This is a genomic window from Bacteroidota bacterium, assembly GCA_016711505.1.
Lineage (GTDB): Bacteria > Bacteroidota > Bacteroidia > AKYH767-A > 2013-40CM-41-45 > JADKIH01.
This window is the reverse complement of sequence record JADJSV010000018.1, coordinates 266,589-291,630: the sequence shown is the minus strand read 5'-3', so window position 1 is coordinate 291,630 and position 25,042 is coordinate 266,589. Positions and strand designations below refer to the sequence as shown.

Below are 25,042 nucleotides of genomic sequence, written 5' to 3'. Positions count from 1 at the left end.
TATTTGATTTCTCAAAGGGATAATTCTTTCTATGTTGTATATTTACTTTAAGTAAAAAATTTCATGAGAAATATTTCATTCATCCGGATTACGGTCGTCTTTATTTTATTTTCAGAAATAATTATAGGCCAAATTACTCGACGCGTATTATTTTTAGGAAACAGTTATACTTCCGTTAATAATCTTCCTCAACTGATCAGCGACGTGGCGTTGTCTGCGGGCGATACATTAATGTTTGACAGTAATACTCCCGGTGGATATCAGCTTCTCGATCACAACACAGATTCCGTTACACGTAGCAAGATCATGGCGGGTGGATGGCAGTATGTTGTGATGCAAGGGCAAAGCCAGGAACCGGTACTTGAACATAATCGGTTTTTAAGCGGAGGAAAAGATCTTGAAAAATTAATTAAACAGTACAATCCATGTGCTGTTCCATTAACATACATGACCTGGGGAAGAAAAAATGGTGACTCAGCAAATTGTATGTATTATCCTCTTGTTTGTACTTATGATGGCATGGACACAACCATCAGGCGCGCTTATATGTATCTATCTAAAAATCTCAACTGTGAAGTGTCGCCTGTATCTACAGTCTGGAGATACCTTCGTTATAATTTTCCACAGATTGAATTGTATCAGTCTGATGAGAGTCATCCATCAGCTGCCGGTTCCTATGCAGCCGCCTGTTGTTTTTATACTGCCATTTTCAAAAAAGATCCATCATTGATCACATATAATTTCAGTCTCTCTCAGTCTGAAGCTGCAATAATTCGCAATGCAGCAAAACTGATCGTATATGATAGTTTGTCATTTTACGATTTTAAAAAACCTCCGCTTGCTCAGATTGGTACTCAGGTTGGAGCAGGATACAATGAATTGAATTTTTATTCCCGGGCTCAGGGAATTAATCAAAACTATTTGTGGGATCTTGGCGATGGTACTATTGATAGTCTGGGTTACAGCTATCACGGCTATTTGAGCGATGGATCTTACTACGTTACTCTGACAACCAATACGTGCGACCTGCAGGGACTACACACAAGTTTTGCTGATACAATTGTTCAGTTTTGCAGTCATGATCCATCTGTTTTTACAGAAAATCCATGGCTGTGCTACAATGATACAATTTACACTTCTGTTGCAGATTCATATCAATGGTTTGCTTATGATGATTCATTACCTGAAACCGGGCAGTTTCTTCCAGACTACAGGCGTTATGCTGTTTCGGGATTTTCTGTTGTAACAACTTTGAACGGATGTTCTGAAAGATCCCGCAGTTATTCTGAGGCACCGTTCTGGACAGGATATTATTTTGATGCAATCGGAGATCCTTGTGATGGAGATACAGTTGTGTTTTCAGTTTTACACATTAACGGAAGCCTTACAGGAACAGAAAACATTTTATGGTACAAAAATGACACATTACTACAATCGATAACTAATGAAGATACCCTTCTGATTTATTCTTCCGGCAAGTACGAATGCAGGGTCATTAATCCGCTTTCTGAATGCCCTGTAGATACAACATCACAGGTCTTATTCTATGATTGTGGATTGATCTCTGTCAATGAAATAAACCATGACCCTGAATACCGTTTGTACCCAAATCCTGCCACAACATTTGTCAAAATTGACAGCGGAAACCAGCCCTTCTCGGATCATCTGGATATACTAAACTTCACAGGAGCAATTGTGAAAACGATTGAGTGTTCAAACGACATACCACTGGACATTTCAGAATTATCTGAGGGAATTTATTTTTTCCGTTTCGGAAAAAACAGGACAAAAGTTTATAAGTTAATTGTTCAGTAAGAAAATTTTTTGCACGGCCCTTAAGGGCCGTGCAAAAAATTATTCATCTCCAGCAATCATCTTCAAATTAATCTCATCTCTTATCAGTCTCTGACTAGGATACCATGCTGCCAAAAGTCCAATCACAGCAACAGCTCCAAAAACGTAGATAAAATCTATCAGCAGCATTTGTACCGGATAGGCATCAATCACAAAAGTACCGGAGCCGCCAAGAGCGATCAGGCCGAATTGCTGTTGCAGCCAGCAGATGAAAAATCCGATTGCAAGTCCGGAGATGGCGCCGGTCATAGTGATGAGCAGGCCGTCGATTATAAAAATTTTACGGAGCATGGAAACATCTGCACCGAAGGATTGCAGTACTGCAATGTCTTTCTTCTTGTCGATAACAAGCATTGTGAGTGAACTGATCACATTAAATGCGGCGACTACAAGAATGAAAGTTAGAATTAAAAACACCGCCCACTTTTCTGATTTCATGATGCGGTAGATGAGTTCATGTTGCTGAAAGCGGTTCTTTACTACAAATTTGTTTCCGAGTTTTGTTTGAATGTCGGATTGTAATTGATCGACATCTGTTCCCGGAACTGCAGCAATTTCAAGAGCCGTCAGATGATCATCGTATTCAAAAATCTCATTTGCAAAACGCAAAGGAACGATGATGTATTTACTATCGAACTCCTGTTGAATAGCGAAAATTCCTGATGGAGAAACGTAACGTTTATTAAATGCTTCTTCCGGATTTGTAAATGAAGTTGCAGTTCTCCGTGGCGCATAAATTTCCAGTTGCGTGTAAGGATCACTCATGCTTATTTGAAGATTGTATGCAATTGCACCACCGACAACAGCAAAATCCGTATCACCACGCGCAAGTATCATCGTTCCATCAGTTAGCATAGTATCCATTCCATTCGACTTGCTGTAATTATCGCTGACACCTTTGATGGTAGCAGTAACTTGTTTGTCGCGATATTTCACGAGCACATTTTCCTCCACTACACTTACAACATACTTCACTCCATTGATCTTTTTGAGATCATCGAGCTTCACTTCCTGATTCGAAAAAGATTTTCCTTCAGCAATCGTAATTCGCAGATCAGAGTCGAATGAATTATAAAGTTGTTTGATGAGTCCTTCAAAGCCATTGAAAACAGAAAGCACGATGATCAATGCTGCTGTTCCGATTGTAACACCAATGATAGAAATGAGAGAAATGATGTTGATGACCCGCTGCGACTTCCGGCTGAAAAAGTACCTTGTTGCTATAAGGGAAGAGATTGACATGTTTAGGCGGTCTTTGTGTTTTTTTAGGTCAAAGGTCAGAAGTCAGAGGTCACGCTGTACGGCTATTAACATCCTATATTTATTAATTGTAAATGTAATTTGTACTCTATTCGATTCAAAGAACAAAAGTCAAATTAAACGAGCAGTAGTGACCTTTGACTTCTGACCTTTGACCTAAAATTTATTTAATCCTTCCACGCCTTAACCACAAGTCCAGTGCCTGTAGAATGCCTGCCGTATGTGTCCAGATAATTAAGCACAAACGAAATCGGATAAGCGATAATATAATAGAACGGCAGAATGATAAAGAACAATTTCGTTTTGCCGAGCATAACGATCGGATATTTCATCGACAGTCGCCACGAAATTTTTCCGGGAGTTCCGTATTGATAACGCGCTTCTATTTTATTGAAACCTGCAGAGCGCAGTTTGTCCTGTATTTCCTGAATGTTATATCCATCACGCACATGTTCTTCGATGAAAGAAGATTCATCATCGCCATGCACATCGCTGCCACCCTGATCGGAAGGAGTTGAGATCAGAACCATTCCACCCGACTTCATCGATGCGAAATAATTTTTGAAAACCTGAACATCTTCTAAGATGTGTTCCATTACATCAACACAAACAACAAGGTCATATGCATTCGGCACAACATATTTCGTAAGGTCACCCACTTCAAAGCGGACATTTGTAGAACCGATCTGCTGAAAGAAGCGATTGCAATCAGCCACTTGTTCATCCTTCACATCGATAGAAGTGATCTTCCAGTTTTGATTTTTCTGATTCATCCAGTAAGTATACTGTCCGAATCCCGCGCCTGCATCAAGAATATCTGCATCCTTTTTCGCTGTCCGGATCCATAATCGAAGTTCCTTATGCACATGCCATGCACGGAGCAATAAAAGATCCAGCAGATTATAAAAAAGTCGTCTTAAGAAAGGAGTTTTATTAAAAACATTGCCCAGGGAGCGCTTTATGGGGTCGTATTGCATATAGGGTTATGAATATGCGCGAAGATAGGAAATGCCTTTAAATTAGGTCAAAGTTCAAGGTTCAAAGTTCAAAGTTTCGAAAGCACTTAACCAGTTGAATTCTAATATATAACAGAGGGGGTTTCTACCGCAAAGAATCGTTTCAAGATTCAACTGCTTTCCCTACGAAGCCAACTTTGAACTTTGAACCTTTGAACAAAAATACTCTTGATAGCTGGTGGTGCTGGGTGGAATATTGATATCCTTAAAAAGCTTCTCCATCTTCTCCACATAATCCAGCGAATCATCCAGAAAAAACTTCAATTCCGGCACAATTCGCGCCTGGTGTCGGATAGAATTTCCGAGTAAATGGCGGATTTCCTTCGTATGTTTTTTGATCTGTTCCAGCACAGCATTCGGGTCTTTTACCCCAAAAAACGACAAATGTATATTCGCAATCCCCAAATCCGGCGACACGCGCACATTCGTAACCGTCACAAAAGCATTCCCATAAAAATTCCGGCCTTCCTTCTGGAAAAGCTCACCGATTTCTTTTAGGAAGAGGCGGTTGTATTTTTGTTGGCGGGTGGAGTCCATTTGGTCTTTTGTAAGTTTGCAAAGATAGTAAAAATGGATAAATCTTATAAGAACTTGTTTAGTAGTGTTTTATTTACGAGTATTGGAATCTGATGGATATTAAGCTTTTCGAGTATTCTATTTCTATGAAAAGACTTTTGTGAGATTGAGTATATTTTTAAGATCGATTAAATGAGTGGTTCCTTTAGAAAATCAGATAGTGAAGCAGAAATTGAAGTCGGTAAATTTTTGGACAATCAATTTTATTTCAAGTATGTAAAAAACTTTCAAAGGAGAATTACATACGAAGAACAAATGCTTGGAATTGATGTGCATCTTCGATTTAGAAGACGAAGTTAATTTATTGGTCGACGAAAAGGCGATGGTTCATTATGTAAATAAATCACTACCAACTTTTGCATTTGAGGTTAGCTTTAAATTAGCAACAGGAAAAGAAGTTGAAGGTTGGCTACTTGATAAATCAAAACTGACTCAATATTATATAATCGTATGGATTTGGGCCACAAAAGATAAGGGATTCAAAGAAAAGATATTACCAAAATAGAACTAATACTTGTAAAAAAGAGATGCAATAATTCAAATGTTAGAAAAATTTGGTTTTAATGACGATAAAATTAAAAAAACGGTTATTCAAATAAGGACTGAAAAAATAAATGGAGCATGTTTCAAAGATACCAATCTGCCATTCTATTTTTATCATTCTGATAAATTTGTTGAAAGTCCAATAAATATTGTGATTAAAAAAGAAAAGCTCTTGCAAATTGCCTCTGCACAACATATCATTTCAAATAAATCTCATCTCTAATATATGAATTATTAAGCCAGAAACTTTGTTTGGTAAAATACCTCAAGCCTGTTTTTCTATCCTTAACAGGTAAATAATCTGTATCCTTTGAGTTCGTTGCATGTGGCCGCACATGAGCGACTTCATTATAATCCTTACTTGGAAAATTAGTAATTCTCCTTTTCCTTTTTTTCCTAGAACTATATCACCATTTGATAAAATTTTCCTAGTTCTTAGCCAAACTCTCTTCGCTTGAACAATATCCCTATAAGGCATATTCCAAAATTTTACTTTCTCAAAAATAAATTTGTTCCCCACTTTTCTAAAAAAAACAATTAAATACTTCTGCTCCAAAACACTTTTAAATGAAGATTCCGCCCAACTTTCGTTTAATAAATCTCGAAATTTAAAGTACGGGAAAGACATGTCTTCGTTTGGTAAATTGTTCTCTTTAATTCTTACAACCTTAATTTTAATGTTTGCTTTTTCAAACTCTTCAATTTCCTTTTTTATTTCTATTCCAAGAATAGATTTTGTTAAACTTGAATAATAATTTTTTGCTGACCTATTCAATTTGATTCCCAAGTTCTTTTCAATTTGCGAAATTGTCATACCTATATACTTTTTAAACTTTTTAGATACAATTTCTTCGACAGACGATTTTTTTGCAATTTCCTTTCTTTGTATTAATTTACCATAATTATCTCCTGACTTTTTTTGAATGGTTGCAAGAATATGATTAATATAACCTTGCTTAAAAGAGAAAGCTCGAGGTTTAGCTTTAATTTTGCTCTTCGGCTGTACGGTGAAATCATTTCCTGTTGCCGATTTTGTACAGGCACCAAGATAGAAAGTGTCCCCTTCTGATATTTCATGAGCTTTGCCTTGCTTCACCTTTAATTTAATTTCATTCCAATCCTTTTTTATAATTTGCAAATCAATCTCAGGAATTTTCCAATTTTCAACAACTAAAATTTTGTAATCCCAAATATTTTTGCCCTTCTCATAAAGATAAAATATAAATAATAGATCTTTATTCTTTTTAATCACAGTACATGATGAAAATTTTTCATTGATTAATTTTTTATAATTAATCATATTTAGAACGATACGCTCCTTCGCCAAAAATCGATTTTGTTTAGATTTTTTCAAAGGTGAAGATTTTAGCTCTAAACCAATTTCGGGAAAATCCGGTGCTGGATTTGAATTAGGTTTATACTCAAAATAATATTTTTCTAAAGCAGTACCGAACCCACCTTTATTTCCTATGTTTATTTTTGCTTTCACTTTCTTGCAAGCACCTCGTAAAGTAGAATTTCTCAACTTAAAAGCAAAAGCAAGAACCGATCTTTTATTTCTCGGATTATAATTTTGAGAATAGAATTTAGTAGTATTTTTGTTTGACATTTTAAGATATATATAATTCCAATTTTTAAAGAAATCTAAATGCAACTTTACACAAATTAATCGCAATTAGGTTCCAAGCATTAGAAATTCATACTTAAATTAAATTTTCACTCCTTAGAAAATAATGATTTCGAGGTTTATAATAGCTATTTTAAATAAATTTCATCTCGAATATAAAAATTATTCAACCAAAAACAATGTTTAGTATATTCAAATGAGCCGGTTACATTATCTTGTACTGGTAATGAATATGTTTCTAATGAATTTTTTGCATGAGGCCTTACATGTGCGATATGGCTTTCCTTTTCCCAGGAAATTTGTAGAGCGAATATTCTGCCTGAATCTTTTACAATTAATTTAGAAACTATATCCCCATTTTGGACAATTTCTCTTGTTCGCGTCCAAACCCTTTTAACATCACTTATATCAGATTGTGGCATATTCCAAAATTTTACTTTATTAAGGACATACTCTTTATCCACTATTTTAAAAAAAACAAACAGGAATTTTTTTTCCAAACAATCTTTGAATTCTGATTCGTCCCAATCTTCCAAAATTAATTTTTCATATTCAGAAACTTGGAAATGAAACACTTTCTCGTGGCAAATTATTCTTCTCGATTCTAACGGTCTTAATTGTAACATCCGATTTTTTAAACTCTTCAACTTCTTGTTTTAACTCAACGCCTAATATAGCTTTAACCAAATTTGCATAGTAATTTTTCGCACTTTATTTAAAGTCAAGCCCAATTCAACTTCAATTTGACTAACCGATTTAGTATAGTAGATTTTAAATTTATCCTGTACAATTTCAACAATTGTCTTCTTTTCAACCTGTGATTTAGATGATATTAATTTCCCATAAATTTCTATGGGTTCATTTGCAATGTAGCAATAATATGATTAACGTAACCCTGTTTTAAAGAATAAGCTCTCTGCTTCGCTAAAATAGAACTATTATGCTGTGGTCTTGGATTACCACCTTTGCTCCCTTTAGTACATGCTCCCAAATAAAACGTATCACCTTCTGAGAGTTCGTGGGCTTTCCCTTCAATAATTTTTTCTTATTAGCTCCCAATCCTTCTTAATGATTTCAAGATCTGTTTCATTAAAACTCCATTCTTCAATTAATTTAATTTCAAATTCTAAAAAGGTCTTTATTTTGTTCGTATAAGTAAAATATCAGAAGTAGATTAGCATTTTTCTTCCAAAATGAACTTGTTTCAAAACCTCTTTGCAACATCTAAGTATGAAATAATATTCAATACTAATCGTTCCTTTGAACGATATTCAGAATTCGATAATAATTTTAATGGAGACGCCTTTAGCTCTAACCCAACTTCTGCAAAATCAGCTTCTGCAACCGAATTGGGCTTGTATTCAAAATAAAATTCTTCAAGCAATTGACCGAAAGAGCCTTTATTTGAATAATTCTTATTTATTAAATCTTGTCCATACTTCCTTTAAAGTTTTATTTTTTAATTTTTTAGCATAATCAATAATCGACTTTTTATTACCTCTATCATACTTTATCATACTATCCCTTTTCTAAAACTATTTTTATTTAAGAAAAGTATGAAATTAAATTTCACTTTGTACTAGTTTTTTTAATTTTTCTATTCAATTCAAGACCAATCCTCTCAATAACACCAACAACCAAAGCATTCCCCATAAAAAACGCACGTTTCGTATCCGTAATACCATCCATTTTCGTGTGTTCATCAGGAAACATATTTAGTCTTTCCAGCTCAACTGGCGATAATCGCCTTAGTCTTCCGTTAGCTTGAATCACATGCTTAAATCTTGAAGGAGATGGCCCACCTTCGCCAGTAATAATTGTTCTTGATGGTTTATCAATTGGATCAGGAAATATCATCCCTCCTTCGCTATAATGATATTCAAATCCTTGGGCATTCTTCCTCATTTCTTTTTAGATCCTTTCAAATAGTTCCATTTATCAAGATCTTTTTATCGATATAAAACTCCTCTGTAACTTCTCCATTTTGAAGTACATCTTTTAAAACAATAAAATTACCTTCATGATTGGGCCTCGTCTTAATTGTTGTAACTTCTCCATTGATCATAATTCCAGTATTTTCAAAATAACCTGAAATTCCCTTCTTATTAAAATTTGCAGAAATGTCGACAATATCTCCTTCAAGTTTAAATTCTATAGGGAAATTTATTGTCTCACTTTCTACAGGGAAAGCTTTTGCAATGGTACCCTGTTCAAGTATCCATTCAATTGGTTTTGCTTTCTTAATTTCACTATATATGGATGATCCTTTTTTATATGCTAGAATAAAAACTCTTCTTCTCCTTTGTGGCATTCCATATTCTGCAGCATTAACAACCCTCCATTCAACAATATAACCTAACTCATTCAAGCTTTGAAGTATAATAGCAAAATCTCTTCCTCTTTGTCCTGACGGTGAAATCAATAGACGATCCACATTTTCAAGAAAAAGATATTTTGGCTTTTGCTTTTTCTCACTAAGTATTTTATGAATTGACCACCACAAAACACCTTTTTTTCCAATTAACCCCTTAGAGTTTTTTAACGAAGTAGCAACAGAATAATCTTGGCAAGGAAAACCTCCAACCAACAAATCATGATTTGGGATTTTCGTTACATCTACAGCAGAAATATCCTCATTAAAATGACCCTTCTTTCCCCAACGATTTTCATATACAAGTGATGCATGCTGAGTTTTTGTAGAAGGCTCCCATTGATTACTCCATACAACTTCATAATTTGATTTAATGGACTTTTTGTATCCCGAAGATGCAGACTTTCCTTTCCATCCTTCTAATCCAAGTCTGAATCCGCCAACACCTGCAAATAATTCAACCACTTTTAATTTATCTTCCATGATTTATTGATCTTAAATACTTTACTTTTTTTTCCGCTACTTTTAAAACTTTTTTTGCACAATCCTCGTAAGCAATTTCAAAAGCAATTTTGTCACTCATAAATTGAATAAGCAACTCTTCTTTATTAAGATTTAATATTTTAGCGAGTTTAATAATATTGTCCCTTGTTGGCTTTCTTTCACTTCTTTCAATCTTACTTAATATTGCTTGATCGATATCAAGGTGCGCAGCCACATGTCTTAGGAGTAAACCTTGCGACTCTCTAGTCGTTCTTATTATTTCCCCAACAGTTTTCATTTTTCTACTTGACAATATTTGTCAAATATAAATAGTCAAGTGTAAAAGTAATTAACATGGAATGAATTTTACTAACAATATATGCGGAGAATTTACGTAAGGCTGTAAAACAATCCATGTGTTCACAGGTAATATAATTAATTATAATTTAGTCAACGCAAATTTTTTGAGACTATTTTTTGAATTTTATAGACGCAATTCTCCAAATTTGATTTTACTTGACATTCCCAAATAACTATCGAAATCCAACCAGCCTTTTTTAATTCTTTAGATTTCCGTTTATCTCTTTCAACATTTCTATTAAACTTATCTTTCCAAAAAATTGAATTAGTTTTAGGTAAAGTCAAATTACAAATTGGGCATCTATGCCAAAAACAACCGTTTACAAAAATTGCAACTTTCTGTTTACTAAATGCAATGTCAGGACTACCTGGTAAAACTTTCCAATGCAACCTATAACCACGCAACCCTTTATTCCAAATTGCTCTTCTTAATTTAAGTTCAGGTTTGGTGTTCATGGCTTTATTAGAGCTCATGACTTTTGATACAGATCTATTTAAGGGTTTAGGAGATCGTTTATCTCTGACATATTCCTTTTTAACACTCTTCATTGGGAAAATAATTAAAGAAATATGCCTACGTTTTTCACTTCCCACCCAACGTCAACCCCACCCCCACCTCAATCACAAAATTCTTCCCCGCATTCTCATCCGAAGCAAATTTATCATCGATCACTTTCATAAAGCCGGTAGTCGCTCGTGCATACACGAGAAGGAATGATGGAAGCTTGTAACCAATACCGCCTACCAATGCAAGATCCGATTTGTTGAATTCAAGGTTGGTTTCAGTCTGAGCGGGTGCGGGAGGTGTTGAGGTTCCGCTTACGACACTATAGGTTGTGGAAGTGGTAAGAGTTGCTGTGCTTGTAAGCAAATACGAATATTGTGGTCCGGCCTGAATGAAGAAGCCGCCCTGGTCGCCGAAGTAAAGAGTAAGCATGATTGGAATGTCGAGATAACCGAGTGTTGCATCACCTTTGATCCCAACATCAATCAAAACCGAATCAACTGCTTGTCCATTTTGTACTGTCGAGCGTGTAGCGGTTACATAATCATACTTGAAGCCTTTCGATGAATACAAAGCGCCTGTCATCACAGACAAATGATGCGTAAATGGTATGTTGAACATCAATCCGCCGTGATACGCGAACTTACTGTTGACGTTGAATTCGGTTTCGTTTAAGGTGGCTACTCCTATGCCGGCTTGGGGGCCGAAGTAGAATTGGGCGTTCGCATTTGCTATGAAGAAAGTAAAAAGAAATATGGAGAGGAGTTTTTTCATTGGGGATTTTTTGGATTAAAGTGTTTTAGGTGTGGTATTCGTTGAGTGATTGGGCAATCGTTTGTTATTTCAACAAATTTAGGAAACGGATTGTGATGGCAAAAATTATAATTCAACAACGGGCTGGATTTAAGAACCTGAATTTGTGATGGAATTGGCTCGTTTTTACTTTAATTTCATTCTTAAAGGCGAGGCGGGAGTATATTCAGACAAATTATTATATTTGATTTAAAACCAAACCCTTTTTATCATGAAAAAGCTCCTGACCCTTGCAGTACTTTTAATAAACTCAATCGTTTTCGCCCAACCTTCTTGTCAATGGGCATACATTCCTGTCGGAGCTGTGCAAACGTATAACACAATTTACAACTCAACGACTGATCACTCGGGGAATCTTATCGTAACAGGAATACTTTTGGGAAATGCTGATATGGATCCGGGTGCTGATCCGGCAGATACTTCATTCAGTACAGCGACTTACAATTACTACATTTCAAAAACTGATTCTTCAGGCAATTTGATCTGGATCCATTACTTTCAGAACAACTCACAAATTGGTCTGTTCGAATTCGTCGGACTGAAAGTGAATTCGGCAAATGAAATTGTTGTTGTTGGAAATTTTACCGGACTGATCGATTTCGATTTCTCTGATGCAGGTGTTGATACTTTGCGAAGCCATTTCCCTACTTACACTGATTATTTCGTAGCTAAATATGATCCATCGGGATCATACCAATGGGCGTTCAGCATTGGTGATCCGACCACAAGCGATATCGTTGCGCAGGCAATGACCATTCTTCCAAACGATAATATTGTGATCGCCGCTAATCCCAACGGAACTATTGATGTTGATCCGGGAGTTGCAGTTCATTACAACATCGGTGGAAATGGGAATGTAATCTGCTATGATAATAACGGAAACTATGTCTGGAATAACAATATTTCCAACACAACATCCTATTGCATTCTAAACAATAGTCTTGAAAGCGATATCGGCGGTAATGTGTTTATGGCAACAGTTGGATATTACAAACTAACCTTAACTGCATTCGATAATGCCGGTAGCAGAAGTAGCGAAATGACCATTGGAGATTTCCCTGCCGGTGCACGTGTTAATCCGCAGTCATTGTTGACTGATAAATCAACCGGAGAAATTTATGTTGCAGGAACATATGGCGGTATGGTTGATTTTGATCCGGGCTCAAATGTGGTATTCAGAACGTCTTCCTCGGCAATGTTTCAGGATGGTTTTATAGCTAAATATGACCGGTTCCTAAATTTCATCTGGGTACAAACGTATGAAGGTGAATGTTCGTTTGGGAATTTCAGTCTTGACTTCTATGGAGCCGATATTGCTGCTGTCGGGAATCTGGCAGGAACAATTGATTTTGGTAACAGTACAATTTTATCAGCATCTTCTTCGTTCAGTCCGTTCTATATAAAACTCAATTCAACCGGTATCACACAAAGTGGTTTTACAATTGATGGTTTTGGTAGATTTAATTCTATTCATAGCTTTCCGAATAATTCTTTCGCAACGACAGGATTAATTTCAGATAACACCGATATGGATCCGACATCGGGAACATTAATTTTAAACGCTACTGCTTCAAACCATTTCTGTGCGGTATATCAATCTCCTGTTCAAACTTCTGTTGTAGAAAATGCTATTGATATAATAGTTGCTTATCCAAACCCTGCAATGAACTTTGTCGAATTGAAAATCAGCAGCAGACTTGTTGGCGAGACCTATACAATTTATGATATTACATCTAAAGCAGTTTTAAGTGGTGAATTAGTAACTGAAAATACGACCATCAATCTTGAGAACATTGCCAGTGGAATTTATACGTTAAAAACAGGTTCAAATCAGGAGCAAACTTTGAGGATAGTAAAAGAATAAAAGAATATCTTTGCCCCCAATGAAAAACTACCTGCGCCTGCTGCGCTATGTGAAGTCGTATAAAGGTTTTGCCTTTTGAACATATTCTTCAATATGCTTTCGGTGGTGTTCTCGCTTTTTTCACTGACGATGGTCATTCCTTTTATGAATGTGCTCTTCGGAAAGGAACAAGTCTATGCTAAAGTGGAGTGGACATTTTCTGTTAATGCTGCACTTGCCAATTTCAATTACTATTTAAGTCAGTACATTATAGAAAACGGAAAAATTCCGGCGCTTACTTATATCTGTGTGCTTATCATTATTTTGTTTTTCCTGAAAAATCTTTTCCGTTATCTCGCTATGTATTTTATTTCGCCGATCCGTAATGGTGTTGTGCGTGATCTCAGAAATAAAATGTACAACAAAGTTTTATTTCTTCCTCTTACCTATTTCTCCGAAGAAAAAAAAGGTGATCTCATGTCGCGCATGACCAGTGATGTGCAGGAGATCGAATGGAGTATCATGCAATCACTGGAAGTGATCTTCCGCGAACCATTTACTGTTGCACTTTATCTGGCAACGATGGTGATCATAAGTCCGCAGTTATCCCTGTTTGTATTCATCCTGTTACCAATAGCTGGTTTACTCATTGGACAAATCGGAAAAAGTCTTAGACGAACTTCTTCAAAAAGTCAGGCGAAGATGGGAGTTTTACTTTCTGCAATTGAAGAAACGCTTTCTGGTCTGCGCATAGTAAAAGCTTTCACAGCAGAATCATTCTTTCAGAAAAAATTCTACAAGCTGAATGACGAATACAGAAGACTGATGATCCGTCTCTATCGCAAACGGGATCTTACTTCACCGTTGAGTGAATTTCTTGGCGCTGTTGTAATGGTGATCGTGATCTTCTTCGGTGGCAAACTCGTACTGGATCAGGCGGTAAATCTTGAACCGAGTGTGTTCATTTATTTCATTGTGATCTTCTCGCAATTGATCCCGCCTGCGAAATCGTTCAGTGAAGCGTATTCAAATGTTCAGCGCGGACTGGCAAGTGTTGAACGTATCAATAAAATTCTGGATGCAGAAATTACGATAGCTGATAAAGAACATGCTATCCAACTTGCAGATTTCAATCATGCAATTGAATACAGAAATGTTTCATTCGCTTATCACAAAGGCGGATCAGGATGGGTTCTGAAAAACATCGATCTCAAAATCGAAAAAGGAAAAACGATTGCACTCGTAGGACAATCAGGTTCCGGAAAGACAACGCTTGTCGATCTGCTTCCGCGATTCTATGATCTGGAGCATGGTGAAATTCTCATCGATGGTGAAAACATCAACAGCTACAAACTGAATGATCTTCGCGGTAACATGGGAATTGTGAATCAGGAAAGTATTTTATTCAACGATACAATTTTCAACAACATTGCATTCGGTCTTGACAACATCAGTGTTGCTGATGTTGAGAATGCAGCGAAGATCGCAAATGCACACGATTTCATTATGCAGATGACAGAAGGTTATCAGACGAATGTCGGTGACCGCGGCGGAAGATTGAGCGGTGGACAACGTCAGCGCATCAGTATAGCACGCGCCATTCTGAAAAATCCGCCGATACTTATTTTAGATGAAGCAACATCTGCGCTTGATACAGAAAGCGAACGTTTAGTTCAGGATGCCATCACGAATCTGATGAAGAACAGAACGACGCTTGTTGTTGCGCATAGACTTTCGACGATCAAACATGCTGACGAGATCATTGTGATGCAGCAAGGTGAGATCATTGAACGCGGTACGCATTTGCAGTTGTTGGAGAAAGCGGGGGTATATAAGCAGTTGTATGAATTGCAGGCGTTTGTTTAAGGAAGTTAAAAATTAAAAGAAAAAAGAAATAAATCGTTTTCATAAGAATTTGCACTTTTCACATTCCTTTTCAATCTGTAATTACAAATTTTTGAATTTAATTTTTGGTGGTACTTCTATTATTTCGATTTTGGCAATGTATTCCAATTAAACAATCCATCAATTCACAGGTCGCCCCTACGGGGCTAATACGTTATGGGTATGTTTCGTTCTACAAACAGGTCGCCCCTGACGGGGCTAATTCGTTATGTTGAGGTATTTGCGTTTATTAATGAGCTAACAGATTAAAAATTTTATGTCTGATACCATGTGGTTAATTTTTTAAATAAAAAATAAGTTCAAAGCAAAAGATCACAAAAGAAAATTACTGATAGCCCCAGAGGGGCAACCTGTTTGTAGAAAAACAAGAGACCCACGTTCAATAGCCCCGTAGGGGCGACCTGTGATATGATTGATTCTTTCCTATTATTAAATGCCAATTTTACATTCTAGAAAAATCATTCTTCCTATGATTTCAGATTACATTAAATCACAGGTCGCCCCTACGGGGCTAATTCGTTATGGGTATGTTTCGGGCTACAAACAGGTCGCCCCTGACGGGGCTTGCAGCAAGAAGAAGGATGCGACAGTATTTCCAGATAATTCATCCTGATTACATTTGTCATTTTAGTAGAACAGTTAGCCCCAGAGGGGCGACCTGTTTATAGAAAAAACAATACACCCGCGTTTAATAGCCCCGTAGGGGCGACCTGTGATATGGTCGATCTGTTTCAACATTGCAAAACATTTCTAACATCATTATAAAATTTGAGAGCTCAAATTTTCCAATTCATAAATCGCCAAACTTAATTTAATAATACGTTGCCATTCGTTTAGTCTCAAAATACACTTACATTTACCAAACAATCGAATTACAAATTACAACAAAGAAACATGTACGACATCATAGGCGATATTCATGGCCACGCAGATAAACTGGAAGAGTTACTTAAGAAACTGGGTTATTCAAAGAAGAAAAAGGAATTTTCTCATTCAGAGCGGAAAGTAATTTTTGTAGGTGATTATATCAATCGTGGTCCGAAGATTCCCGAAACCCTGGAGATCGTGCGCAACATGGTGGAGAGTAAAAATGCAATTGCATTGATGGGAAATCATGAATACCATGCAATCTGTTTTCATACCAAAAAAGAAAAAGGCGGATATTTAAGAAAGCATACCATTAAAAATATTCTTCAGCATTATAAAACAATAAAGCAATTTGAACATGATCAGGATGGTTATGATGAAACTATCAACTGGTTCAAGACTCTTCCATTATTTTTCGAAAATGAAAATTTCCGTGTTGTACATGCTTGCTGGGATGAAGAGCAGATAAATTTTTTTAAAAGTTTAACTGCACATAAACTGGATCATCAATTGATCACTGATTCTACAAATGAGGATTTACCAGCATTTAATGCATTTGAAATTACATTGAAAGGAAAAGATCTTGTGCTTCCATTGTCAGAACGGTTTTCAGATAAATATGGGGATCATACTTCCATTCGTGTGAAATGGTGGGTGGATGCTCATCATTCTACTTTTAAGGAATTATGTATTGATCCATTACCGGGACTAAAGGATGATGCTGTGATAGGTGGAGAACAATTAAGTGCGAGCAGATATAAAGAAGAATACAAACCTGTCTTCTTCGGACATTATGCACTCGAAGGAAAACCGAAAATTTTAAGAAATAATATTTGTTGTTTGGATTATTCTGTTGCTAAGGAAGGGCCGATGGTGGCTTATAAGTATGATGGGGAGAAGGTGTTGGATAATTCCAAATTAATTTCCGTGTAAAAGGAAAGGGGTAAACACAAGAACACTAAGTTCACAATAAGAGCACGGATTTTGTTTCACAGAATAATTCCGTGCTCTTATTGTGAACTTAGTGTTCTTGTGTTTTATTTTACTGTAGGGTACCCCATCGATTCCCATTTAAGAATCCCGCCTTGCAGATCATGAACATTCTTAAATCCTTTTTCTTCCATTAATTTTGAAGCGGCTGCACTGCGCGTTTTCCACTACGGCAATACACTTCATACTTTTTGTTTTTGTCAAGACCATCGAGACGTGAGGCAAAATCATCAGCGTTATAATCGATGTTAACCGAATTTGCAATATGGCCTTCTGAATATTCTACAGGAGTCCTTACATCAAGAACAACAACTGTTGAATCTTCAATTTCCTTTTTGAAATTTTCAGGAGTAATTGTTGTTGCAGTGTTTTGTCCGCAAGCGAATTGAACAAATGCAATGAGGAATAAGATAGCTAGTTTTTTCATGAGAGGCTAGGGACGCTGTCCCGTGTTATTTTAAAGTGTCTACTCCTATTATCTTTAGATAACAGGATGGCTTTGATTTATACTGCAAAATTACTGTTTATATTCTTAACTGACTGTGACTAAAGTTACATTAAGTGTAAATTTAGTTTAAGAGTAAGTTTAAAAGTAAGTCTATAGTCAAATCAATCCTGCTCCACACGCTCCGGTCTCATCTGCGGGAAAAACAACACATCCTGAATTGAAGCAGAATTCGTCATCACCATAGCTAAACGATCGATTCCAATTCCCAATCCAGCTGTCGGTGGCATACCGAATTCCAGTGCACGGAGAAAATCTTCATCGAGTTGCATTGCTTCTTCATCACCACGTTTTCCTAATTCATTTTGCTCTTCGAAACGCATACGTTGATCGATAGGATCATTTAATTCAGAAAAGGCATTGCAAATTTCTTTGCCATTACAGATAGCTTCGAAACGCTCTACCAGTCCGGGTTTTGAACGATGCTTTTTTGCAAGCGGCGACATTTCCACAGGATAATCCGTTATGAATGTCGGTTGAATTAATTTTCCTTCGCAATGCTCACCGAAAATTTCATCGATCATTTTTCCGCGGCCCATTGTATTGTCGACATGAATACCAAGACCCTTCGCTGTAGTAGCAAGAGCAATTTCGTCCATCTCAGTAATATCGATTCCTGTAAAATGTGCAATCGCTTCATACATTGTAAATCGTTTCCATGGACGTTTGAAACTGATGATATGTTCACCAACCTGAATCTCTGTTGTGCCATTGGTATCGATAGCAACACGCTCGACCATTTCTTCAACTAAGTTCATCATCCATTCGTAATCTTTGTATGCAACATACAATTCTACCTGCGTAAATTCCGGATTATGAAAACGACTCATTCCTTCGTTGCGGAAATCTTTTGCAAATTCATATACGCCATCGAATCCGCCAACGATCAGTCGTTTCAGATATAATTCATTTGCAATCCTTAGATATAAAGTCATATCTAAAGTATTGTGATGCGTCTTGAACGGACGCGCAGCAGCACCCCCATAAAGCGGCTGAAGAATCGGAGTTTCAACTTCCATGTAGCCTTTCTCATTCAGGAAAGCACGCATAGAATTAGTAAGCTTCGAACGTTTTAGAAATGCTTCACGAACCTGAGGATTCACGATAAGATCGACATACCGCTGACGATATCTCATTTCAGGATCGCTGAATGCATCATGAATATTTCCATCAGCATCTTTCTTCACAACAGGAAGCGGACGAAGCGCTTTGCTCAGAAGTTTGAAACTCTGAACATGAATACTTGTCTCGCCCATTTTTGTAACGAACACATATCCTTTCACACCAATGATATCGCCCATGTCGAGCATTTTCTTAAAAAGAAAATCGTAATCCGATTTATCATCGCCCGGACAAATATCATCACGTTTCACATAGATCTGGATCCGGCCAATGCTGTCTTGCAAAACTCCGAAGGCAGCTTTGCCCATATCGCGAATGCTCATCACTCTTCCTGCGAAAGAAACTTCTCTGTAGGCATCTGGATTTGTACCGAAGCCTTCAAGCATTTCCTTGGAAGTATGTGTTATCGGCCATAGTTCAGCCGGATACGGGTTGATATTGTGTTGTTGCAATTCCTCCAGTTTCTGGCGGCGGATCAATTCCTGTTCATTCAATTCCATAAATTGTGTATTTCGTGGTGCAAAGATAAAATTTCGGTTGAAGTATTTGAAAGTCTGAGGAGTAATTACTACCAGAATTCTTTCCCGCAGAGTTGCGCAGAATGCGCAGAAAATCCGCAGAGATCCTTCATGTCTTGATAGAAAATCAAATCACTCATGATCCCAGAGGGATCACATATCGGTAGAAAAATAAAAATGCGAAACACCATGACCCCAGCGGGGTCATATAAATCAATGCAATGGAAATGTCGATTTTAACAAAATCCATTGTCGTTCCAAATCATATACGATCCTCCGGGATCGATTCGAACGGCAATGCCGTTTTCTACGATATTTGATCCTCTGGGATCATAGCGGATTGGTTTATTCGAAATGTGCATCTAGGAACATGGCTGATCTGGTTTATTCGAAATGTGCATCTGGGATTATGGTTGATTTGGATTTTTTTCGAATGTGATACATCTGAGAACATGGGGATATGGCATTATTTTCAATATTTAATGAACCATGAAACAAATTTACCGTACGAATGCCTGTTTCCTGAGTTTTTTCATGATTTCAGGTTCAAAATTTCGAAGGTCAAATTCAAAAGTGTATTTTTACAAATAAATAAAAGAACAATATGAGCGATATGAAATCACTGGTAGACCAGTTTCCGGGGCAGCTTAAAGAGGCGATTGGAATTGGTGAGAAATTTTCAATGACAAAGCCTGCAAAAGAGATCCGGAATATTCTGATCACAGGTCTTGGCGGGTCAGGTATTGGCGGAACGATCGTTGCTGAAATAGTTTTCAATGAATGCAAAGTTCCTATTACTGTCAATAAAGATTATTTCGTACCGGCATTTGTAAATGATGAGACGTTAGTGATCGTTTGCTCCTATTCCGGAAATACGGAAGAAACGTTGCAGGCAATGGAACTGGCAATGCAGAAAAATGCCAAAATTGTTTGCATCACTTCAGGTGGAAAAGTTGCCGAGATTGCAAAAGCAAAAATCTGGACCACATTATGATTCCCGGTGGATTACCGCCACGTGCATGTCTTGGATATTCACTGACGCAGTTGTTCTACGTTTTTGTTGCAGGAGGTTTTGCAGGAAAGCATATCATCGATGAATTAAAGACTTCAATTGAATTAATAGAAAATGAAAAATCAGCTATTCTGAAAGAAGCGAATTCGCTTACAGAATTTTTCATGAATAAAATTCCTGTCATCTATGCAGTAGATGGATATAACGGTGTTGCAACACGTTTCCGTCAGCAGATCAATGAGAATTCGAAAATGCTTTGCTGGCATCATGTTTTGCCGGAGATGAATCACAACGAACTTGTCGGCTGGACTGAAAAGCACGAAGACCTTGCTGTTATCATTCTTCGCAGTGACAATGATTATGCAAGAACACAATCAAGAATAGAGATCAGCAAAATGTTTTTTCAAAATACGCGAATGTGCGTGAGTGTTATTCAAAAGGAAAATCGCAGGTTGAAAGAAGTATCTATCTGATTCATCTTACTGACTGGGTTTCTGTTTTGCTTGCTGAGAAAAACAAATTGATGCAACGGAAGTAAACATCATCAATCACCTGAAAGGTGAATTGTCGAAAATATAATGAGTGAAATTTTAAATTCATTAACTACGATCACGGAAGATCAGCAAAATCGCGCTGTCATTTTCCGTGATCTTGGTTTAATAGATTACAAGGAAGCGTGGGATTATCAGGAGAAGTTGTTTCAGGAAGTTATTGACAGAAAAGTAAACAACAGAAAACTTCCTGTTGAAGAACAGGAATCTCCAAAACATTATTTGCTTTTCTGTGAGCATCCGCATGTTTTCACACTTGGAAGAAGTGGTGATGAAGCAAATCTGGTCATCAAAGAAAATGATCTTCCATCTGTACAGGCAACATTTTACAAAAACAATCGTGGTGGCGATATTACCTATCACGGTCCGGGACAAATTGTAGGTTATCCGATTTTAGATCTTGATTTTTTCTTCACCGACATTCATAAGTATTTAAGATTTTTAGAAGAAGCAGTAATTCTCACTCTGAAAGATTACGGAATTGAAGCCGGCAGAATTGCAGGATTGACAGGTGTATGGCTTGATCCGGAAGATAAAATCCGCGCGAGAAAGATCTGTGCTCTTGGTGTCCGTTGTTCAAGATGGGTAACAATGCATGGTTTTGCATTCAATGTAAATACTGATTTGAATTATTTCAACTACATTATTCCCTGCGGGATTACGGATAAGCAGGTGACATCGATGGAAAAAGAGTTGGGAAGAAAAGTTGATATTGAAGAAGTGAAATTGAAACTCAGAAAAAATATTGGATTACTTTTTCAAATGGGATTAAAATAAAACACTAAGTTCACTAAAATTCGTCACAAGAACACTTATGTTAGTAGCATCACTTGTGCACTTGTGCTGAATTTTAATACTTAGTGTTAAAAACAATTTTTTCTAATCATCCATTCCGAAAAGCGACGCCTCTTCCGTCTTACTAGAAGTCGCAACCATTGTATTGATCGTTTCCATTTCTTCAGCAGTAAGATACCGCCACTCCCCTGTTTTTATTCCATCAAGAGAAACGTTCATTATCCGGATGCGTTTTAGTTTTGTCACTTCGTAATTCAGTGCTTCACACATTCTCCGGATCTGTCTGTTCAGACCCTGAGTAAGTATGATCCGGAAAACAAATTTGCTTTCCATTTTCACAAAACATTTTTTCGTTACTGTATCAAGGATTGGAATTCCTTCTGACATCAGCCTGATAAAATCAGCAGAGATCGGTCTATCGACAGTAACGATATATTCCTTCTCATGATTATTTCCAGCGCGAAGAATTTTGTTTACGATATCACCATCATTAGTAAGAAAGATCAATCCTTCAGAAGGTTTATCGAGACGACCGATTGGAAAAATTCTCGAAGGGTAGTTTAAGAAATCGACAATATTATCTTTTATATGCGTATCCGTCGTGCACGTAATCCCAACTGGTTTATTGAAAGCCAGATAAACGAGTTCCGGTTTTGCATTCAATGGTTTTCCATCGACAGTGATCTCATCTTCACTTGTAACTTTAGTCCCAAGTTCAGGAATAGCTCCATTCACACGTATACGTCCTTGCTCGATCATCCGATCCGCTTCACGACGGGAGCAGAAACCTGATTCGCTTAGAAACTTATTTAGCCTTGTCATTGTTGCGAAAGTAGGGAAATTTACTTTCTTTTTAGTAGGGTCGTTGAGTATTTTTTTGTTTAAAGTTTAAACAATATATGGTCGATGGAATTACACAACAACATGTTAAAACTTACAATCCTTTCAAGGTAAATTCAATCATTTTAGTAGTATTTTGCGACTATGAACAAAACAAAAAAGCGCAATCCTTTTTGGGCGAAGATCATCTGGGGATTTTTTATTATCCTGGTGAGTACGATGATTGCAATCTGGATCTCCGGTTACACTTTCATTTATAAAACACTTATTTACACTTATCCGGATATTGATGATATCAATTTGTTTGACACAAGAACGGTAACAGATAGTGCCGGTATTCCATGGACCTTATCCACATCGTATAATAAAACCAAATTGAATGAAAATACTGAAGCAACCTTAACTGCAAATGAGAGTGTAGCATATCTGGTAATTAAAAATGATTCAATTGTTCATGAAGAATATTGGGATCATGCTTCAGCAAATACATTGAGTAATTCATTTTCAGTTGCAAAAAGTATTGTTGGATTACTAACAGGTATTGCCCATGACGAAGGATATTTTTCACTTGACGATTCTGTTGGAAAGTATTTGCCTGAATTTTCTGAAGGGAGAAATGGAACCTTGAAGATCCGGCATCTTCTGCAAATGAGTTCCGGACTTAACTGGGATGAATCGTACAGTAGTTTATTTTCAAAAACAACAGAAGCATATTATGGCGATGACCTGAAACATCAGGTATTGAAATTAAAAGTCATCAAAGACCCCGGAACCGTTTTCGAATATATGAGTTGCAATACTGTTTTACTTTCGTTGATCATCAACAAGACTACAGGAAAATCAATTTCAGAATTCGCTTCGGAAAAATTATGGAAGCCGATCCATGCAACTCAACCAGCATACTGGTCGCTCGATCATAATGATGGTATAGAGAAATCGTATTGTTGTTTCTATTCAAGCGCAAGAGATTTTGCAAAAGTCGGGAAACTTGTTTTAGATAGTGGCAGATGGGAAGGAAAACAAATTGTGTCTAAAGAATTTTTAAATGAAATGCTCACTCCAAACATGATCAAGGATCAGTTTGGTGCGTCTACAGATTATTATGGTCTGCAATGGTGGATGATGGATCACAAGGGTCATAAAGTATACTACGCAAGAGGAATTTTAGGACAGTATATTGCAGTGATACCGGATGAGCAAATCATTATGGTACGCTTAGGCCATAAGCGCGGACAGAAAGTGGGGAATCATTATGATGATCTTTTTGCTTATCTGGATGGAGCGTTGGAGTAAAATTGTTTACAGGTTCGCAGGTTTCAGGTTCGGAACCTGCAAACCTGTTAACTTTCAAACCTTCAAACCAATTTACAATTCCTATTTTAAGTTCCATCATATATTGGTTTCAAATCCCTTACGATGAATTTATCTTTGTCAGATGAATTCACTACCCGTTATCCAGAATATTTTATTTATCGATATTGAAACTGTCCCTCAATATGGTGACTATGCTGATGTTCCTCCAAGGATGAAAAAATTGTGGGACAAGAAATGCGAGAACTTTAAGGAGGATAAAATGCCATATGAGTTCTACGACCGTGCAGGTATTTATTCAGAGTTTGGAAAAATCGTCTGCATTTGTTGCGGATACTTCGACAACGATCAGGTCTATAATGAAACAGAATTTTATGGGCATGATGAGAAAGCAATTTTAATTTCTTTCAAAGAATTGATCAGTTCCAAATTTTATCTGAATACAAAAGTTCTTTGCGCACACAATGGAAAGGAATTTGATTTTCCCTATATCAGTCGCAGGATGCTCATACATGGAATCTCACTTCCATCGATGCTTGAAATAGCAGGAAAAAAGCCCTGGGAAGTAAGGCATCTTGATACAATGGAGCTTTGGAAATTCGGTGATTACAAATCGTATACTTCACTTGACTTGCTCGCCGCTGTCTTTAATATTACCACTCCTAAGGATGATCTTGATGGAAGTATGGTTAGAGAAACTTATTGGTTAAAAAATGATCTGGAAAGAATTGTAACATACTGTAAAAAGGATGTCCGGACGTTATGTGAAATCTTTATGCGAATTGCTCAGGTGGAGAGAGTGAGTTTTCCTTTGGTGAATAAGGAACTTTTAATTTAATTATAAACTTAGTGATCTTGTTTGTCTGAAAAATATAAACACTGAGGGCACTAAGTTCACAATAAGAACACGGAATACTTAGTGGTCTTTCTTGTGAACTTAGTGCCCTCAGTGTTAAAATTTTCCCGGTTTTTATCGGATCATCACCCCAGCACGGTTAATCACCGGTATATTCACAAAATATTCTTCTTTAATTGTCTCCGGCAGAAAAATATATTTCTTGTCGTACATATGTCCGTTCATATGAAAGCTGACCCAGAATTCATTGCTGAGACCAAATAAGTTTTCCATAATTGGTTCAATCTTTCCATAGTCATTCGAAGAAATGTCGCCGATTAAATGTCTGAGGACACTTGTTTTTACTTCTCTTCCTTCAAACTGACCATAGCCAACAGAACTTACCAGTACGCTGGCAATTTCTTTATCATAGAGATTGATTATGTACACGTTCCAAACTTGTTCGCCTTCTTCTTCTTCGCGGACCACTGCAACTACAATGTTCTCAACGATCAATTGCGGAATGTCTTTTAGCATAGG

General features: G+C 36.9%; 21 protein-coding genes and 4 pseudogenes. 12 read left to right on the top strand and 13 right to left on the bottom strand.

From position 1 onward, the window contains the following. Positions 1-63: 63 nt before the first annotated feature. Positions 64-1,815: a T9SS type A sorting domain-containing protein gene (locus IPL24_17440; protein MBK8365382.1), complete on the top strand. Its 1,752-nt coding sequence runs from the start codon at positions 64-66 to the stop codon at positions 1,813-1,815. 39 nt (positions 1,816-1,854) lie between these two features. Here IPL24_17440 and IPL24_17435 read toward each other — a convergent pair whose 3' ends face one another. The 3 genes from IPL24_17435 to rbfA form a co-directional block, all read right to left on the bottom strand. After that, on the bottom strand, positions 1,855-3,096 hold the full coding sequence (locus IPL24_17435; GenBank protein ID MBK8365381.1) for an FtsX-like permease family protein: 1,242 nt from the start codon (positions 3,094-3,096) through the stop codon (positions 1,855-1,857). Positions 3,097-3,281: 185 nt separating this feature from the next. Beyond that, positions 3,282-4,091 carry a class I SAM-dependent methyltransferase gene (locus IPL24_17430; protein MBK8365380.1) on the bottom strand — a complete coding sequence of 270 codons (810 nt, stop codon included), beginning with the start codon at positions 4,089-4,091 and terminating at the stop codon, positions 3,282-3,284. 162 nt (positions 4,092-4,253) lie between these two features. Then, positions 4,254-4,667, bottom strand: a complete 414-nt coding sequence (gene rbfA, locus IPL24_17425; protein MBK8365379.1) for a 30S ribosome-binding factor RbfA — start codon at positions 4,665-4,667, stop codon at positions 4,254-4,256. 307 nt (positions 4,668-4,974) lie between these two features. Here rbfA and IPL24_17420 point away from each other — a divergent pair, with 307 nt between their 5' ends. Further along, positions 4,975-5,211 (top strand): hypothetical protein, encoded by a 237-nt coding sequence (locus tag IPL24_17420; protein MBK8365378.1) that lies wholly within the window; start codon positions 4,975-4,977, stop codon positions 5,209-5,211. Between the two features lie 36 nt (positions 5,212-5,247). Continuing rightward, positions 5,248-5,472 carry a hypothetical protein gene (locus IPL24_17415; protein MBK8365377.1) on the top strand — a complete coding sequence of 75 codons (225 nt, stop codon included), beginning with the start codon at positions 5,248-5,250 and terminating at the stop codon, positions 5,470-5,472. Here the strand turns inward: IPL24_17415 and IPL24_17410 are convergent. The 6 genes and pseudogenes from IPL24_17410 to IPL24_17385 form a co-directional block, all read right to left on the bottom strand. Beyond that, positions 5,447-6,858, bottom strand: a pseudogene (locus IPL24_17410) (DNA mismatch repair protein). The gene IPL24_17415 and the pseudogene IPL24_17410 sit on opposite strands and share 26 nt — an antisense overlap. A gap of 146 nt (positions 6,859-7,004) precedes the next feature. After that, a pseudogene (locus IPL24_17405) lies at positions 7,005-8,393 on the bottom strand (DNA mismatch repair protein). 52 nt (positions 8,394-8,445) lie between these two features. Continuing rightward, positions 8,446-9,730: pseudogene (dcm, locus tag IPL24_17400) on the bottom strand (DNA (cytosine-5-)-methyltransferase). Then, positions 9,720-10,028, bottom strand: a complete 309-nt coding sequence (locus IPL24_17395) for a helix-turn-helix transcriptional regulator (GenBank protein MBK8365376.1) — start codon at positions 10,026-10,028, stop codon at positions 9,720-9,722. Before IPL24_17395 ends, dcm begins: the two are co-directional and overlap by 11 nt. Before the next feature lie 152 nt (positions 10,029-10,180). Then, on the bottom strand, positions 10,181-10,639 hold the full coding sequence (locus tag IPL24_17390; GenBank protein MBK8365375.1) for a very short patch repair endonuclease: 459 nt from the start codon (positions 10,637-10,639) through the stop codon (positions 10,181-10,183). 34 nt (positions 10,640-10,673) lie between these two features. Then, on the bottom strand, positions 10,674-11,369 hold the full coding sequence (locus tag IPL24_17385; protein MBK8365374.1) for a PorT family protein: 696 nt from the start codon (positions 11,367-11,369) through the stop codon (positions 10,674-10,676). Between the two features lie 250 nt (positions 11,370-11,619). Here IPL24_17385 and IPL24_17380 point away from each other — a divergent pair, with 250 nt between their 5' ends. The 3 genes and pseudogenes from IPL24_17380 to IPL24_17370 all read left to right on the top strand — a co-directional run bounded on the left by IPL24_17380 (position 11,620) and on the right by IPL24_17370 (position 16,956). Then, positions 11,620-13,272, top strand: a complete 1,653-nt coding sequence (locus tag IPL24_17380) for a T9SS type A sorting domain-containing protein (GenBank protein ID MBK8365373.1) — start codon at positions 11,620-11,622, stop codon at positions 13,270-13,272. Between the two features lie 19 nt (positions 13,273-13,291). Next, a pseudogene (locus tag IPL24_17375) lies at positions 13,292-15,117 on the top strand (ABC transporter ATP-binding protein). 933 nt (positions 15,118-16,050) lie between these two features. Continuing rightward, positions 16,051-16,956: a metallophosphoesterase gene (locus IPL24_17370; GenBank protein MBK8365372.1), complete on the top strand. Its 906-nt coding sequence runs from the start codon at positions 16,051-16,053 to the stop codon at positions 16,954-16,956. 190 nt (positions 16,957-17,146) lie between these two features. Here IPL24_17370 and IPL24_17365 read toward each other — a convergent pair whose 3' ends face one another. After that, positions 17,147-17,440 (bottom strand): rhodanese-like domain-containing protein, encoded by a 294-nt coding sequence (locus tag IPL24_17365; GenBank protein MBK8365371.1) that lies wholly within the window; start codon positions 17,438-17,440, stop codon positions 17,147-17,149. A gap of 182 nt (positions 17,441-17,622) precedes the next feature. Further along, positions 17,623-19,140, bottom strand: a complete 1,518-nt coding sequence (gene lysS / locus IPL24_17360; protein MBK8365370.1) for a lysine--tRNA ligase — start codon at positions 19,138-19,140, stop codon at positions 17,623-17,625. A 631-nt stretch (positions 19,141-19,771) separates the two neighbouring features. Between lysS and IPL24_17355 the strand changes: the two genes are divergently transcribed. Genes IPL24_17355 through lipB form a run of 4 tightly spaced genes read left to right on the top strand, consistent with a single transcriptional unit; the run spans position 19,772 to position 21,498 of the window. Continuing rightward, positions 19,772-20,152: an SIS domain-containing protein gene (locus IPL24_17355; protein MBK8365369.1), complete on the top strand. Its 381-nt coding sequence runs from the start codon at positions 19,772-19,774 to the stop codon at positions 20,150-20,152. Then, entirely contained in the window at positions 20,149-20,643 is a 495-nt protein-coding gene (locus IPL24_17350) for a hypothetical protein (protein MBK8365368.1), read from the top strand. The genes IPL24_17355 and IPL24_17350 overlap by 4 nt, the downstream gene beginning before the upstream one ends. After that, positions 20,589-20,708, top strand: coding sequence for a hypothetical protein (locus tag IPL24_17345; GenBank protein ID MBK8365367.1), 120 nt, complete (start codon positions 20,589-20,591; stop codon positions 20,706-20,708). Before IPL24_17350 ends, IPL24_17345 begins: the two co-directional genes overlap by 55 nt. 40 nt (positions 20,709-20,748) lie before the next feature. After that, entirely contained in the window at positions 20,749-21,498 is a 750-nt protein-coding gene (lipB, locus tag IPL24_17340) for a lipoyl(octanoyl) transferase LipB (GenBank protein MBK8365366.1), read from the top strand. Positions 21,499-21,600: 102 nt separating this feature from the next. Here the strand turns inward: lipB and rluF are convergent, their stop codons facing one another. Continuing rightward, on the bottom strand, positions 21,601-22,338 hold the full coding sequence (gene rluF / locus IPL24_17335) for a 23S rRNA pseudouridine(2604) synthase RluF (GenBank protein ID MBK8365365.1): 738 nt from the start codon (positions 22,336-22,338) through the stop codon (positions 21,601-21,603). Positions 22,339-22,500: 162 nt separating this feature from the next. Between rluF and IPL24_17330 the strand changes: the two genes are divergently transcribed. Together IPL24_17330 and IPL24_17325 are read left to right on the top strand one after the other, a co-directional pair. Continuing rightward, positions 22,501-23,649 carry a serine hydrolase gene (locus IPL24_17330; protein ID MBK8365364.1) on the top strand — a complete coding sequence of 383 codons (1,149 nt, stop codon included), beginning with the start codon at positions 22,501-22,503 and terminating at the stop codon, positions 23,647-23,649. 142 nt (positions 23,650-23,791) lie between these two features. Beyond that, positions 23,792-24,505: a 3'-5' exonuclease gene (locus tag IPL24_17325; protein MBK8365363.1), complete on the top strand. Its 714-nt coding sequence runs from the start codon at positions 23,792-23,794 to the stop codon at positions 24,503-24,505. Positions 24,506-24,637: 132 nt separating this feature from the next. Here IPL24_17325 and IPL24_17320 read toward each other — a convergent pair whose 3' ends face one another. After that, positions 24,638-25,039, bottom strand: a complete 402-nt coding sequence (locus IPL24_17320) for a hypothetical protein (GenBank protein MBK8365362.1) — start codon at positions 25,037-25,039, stop codon at positions 24,638-24,640. Positions 25,040-25,042: the final 3 nt, after the last annotated feature.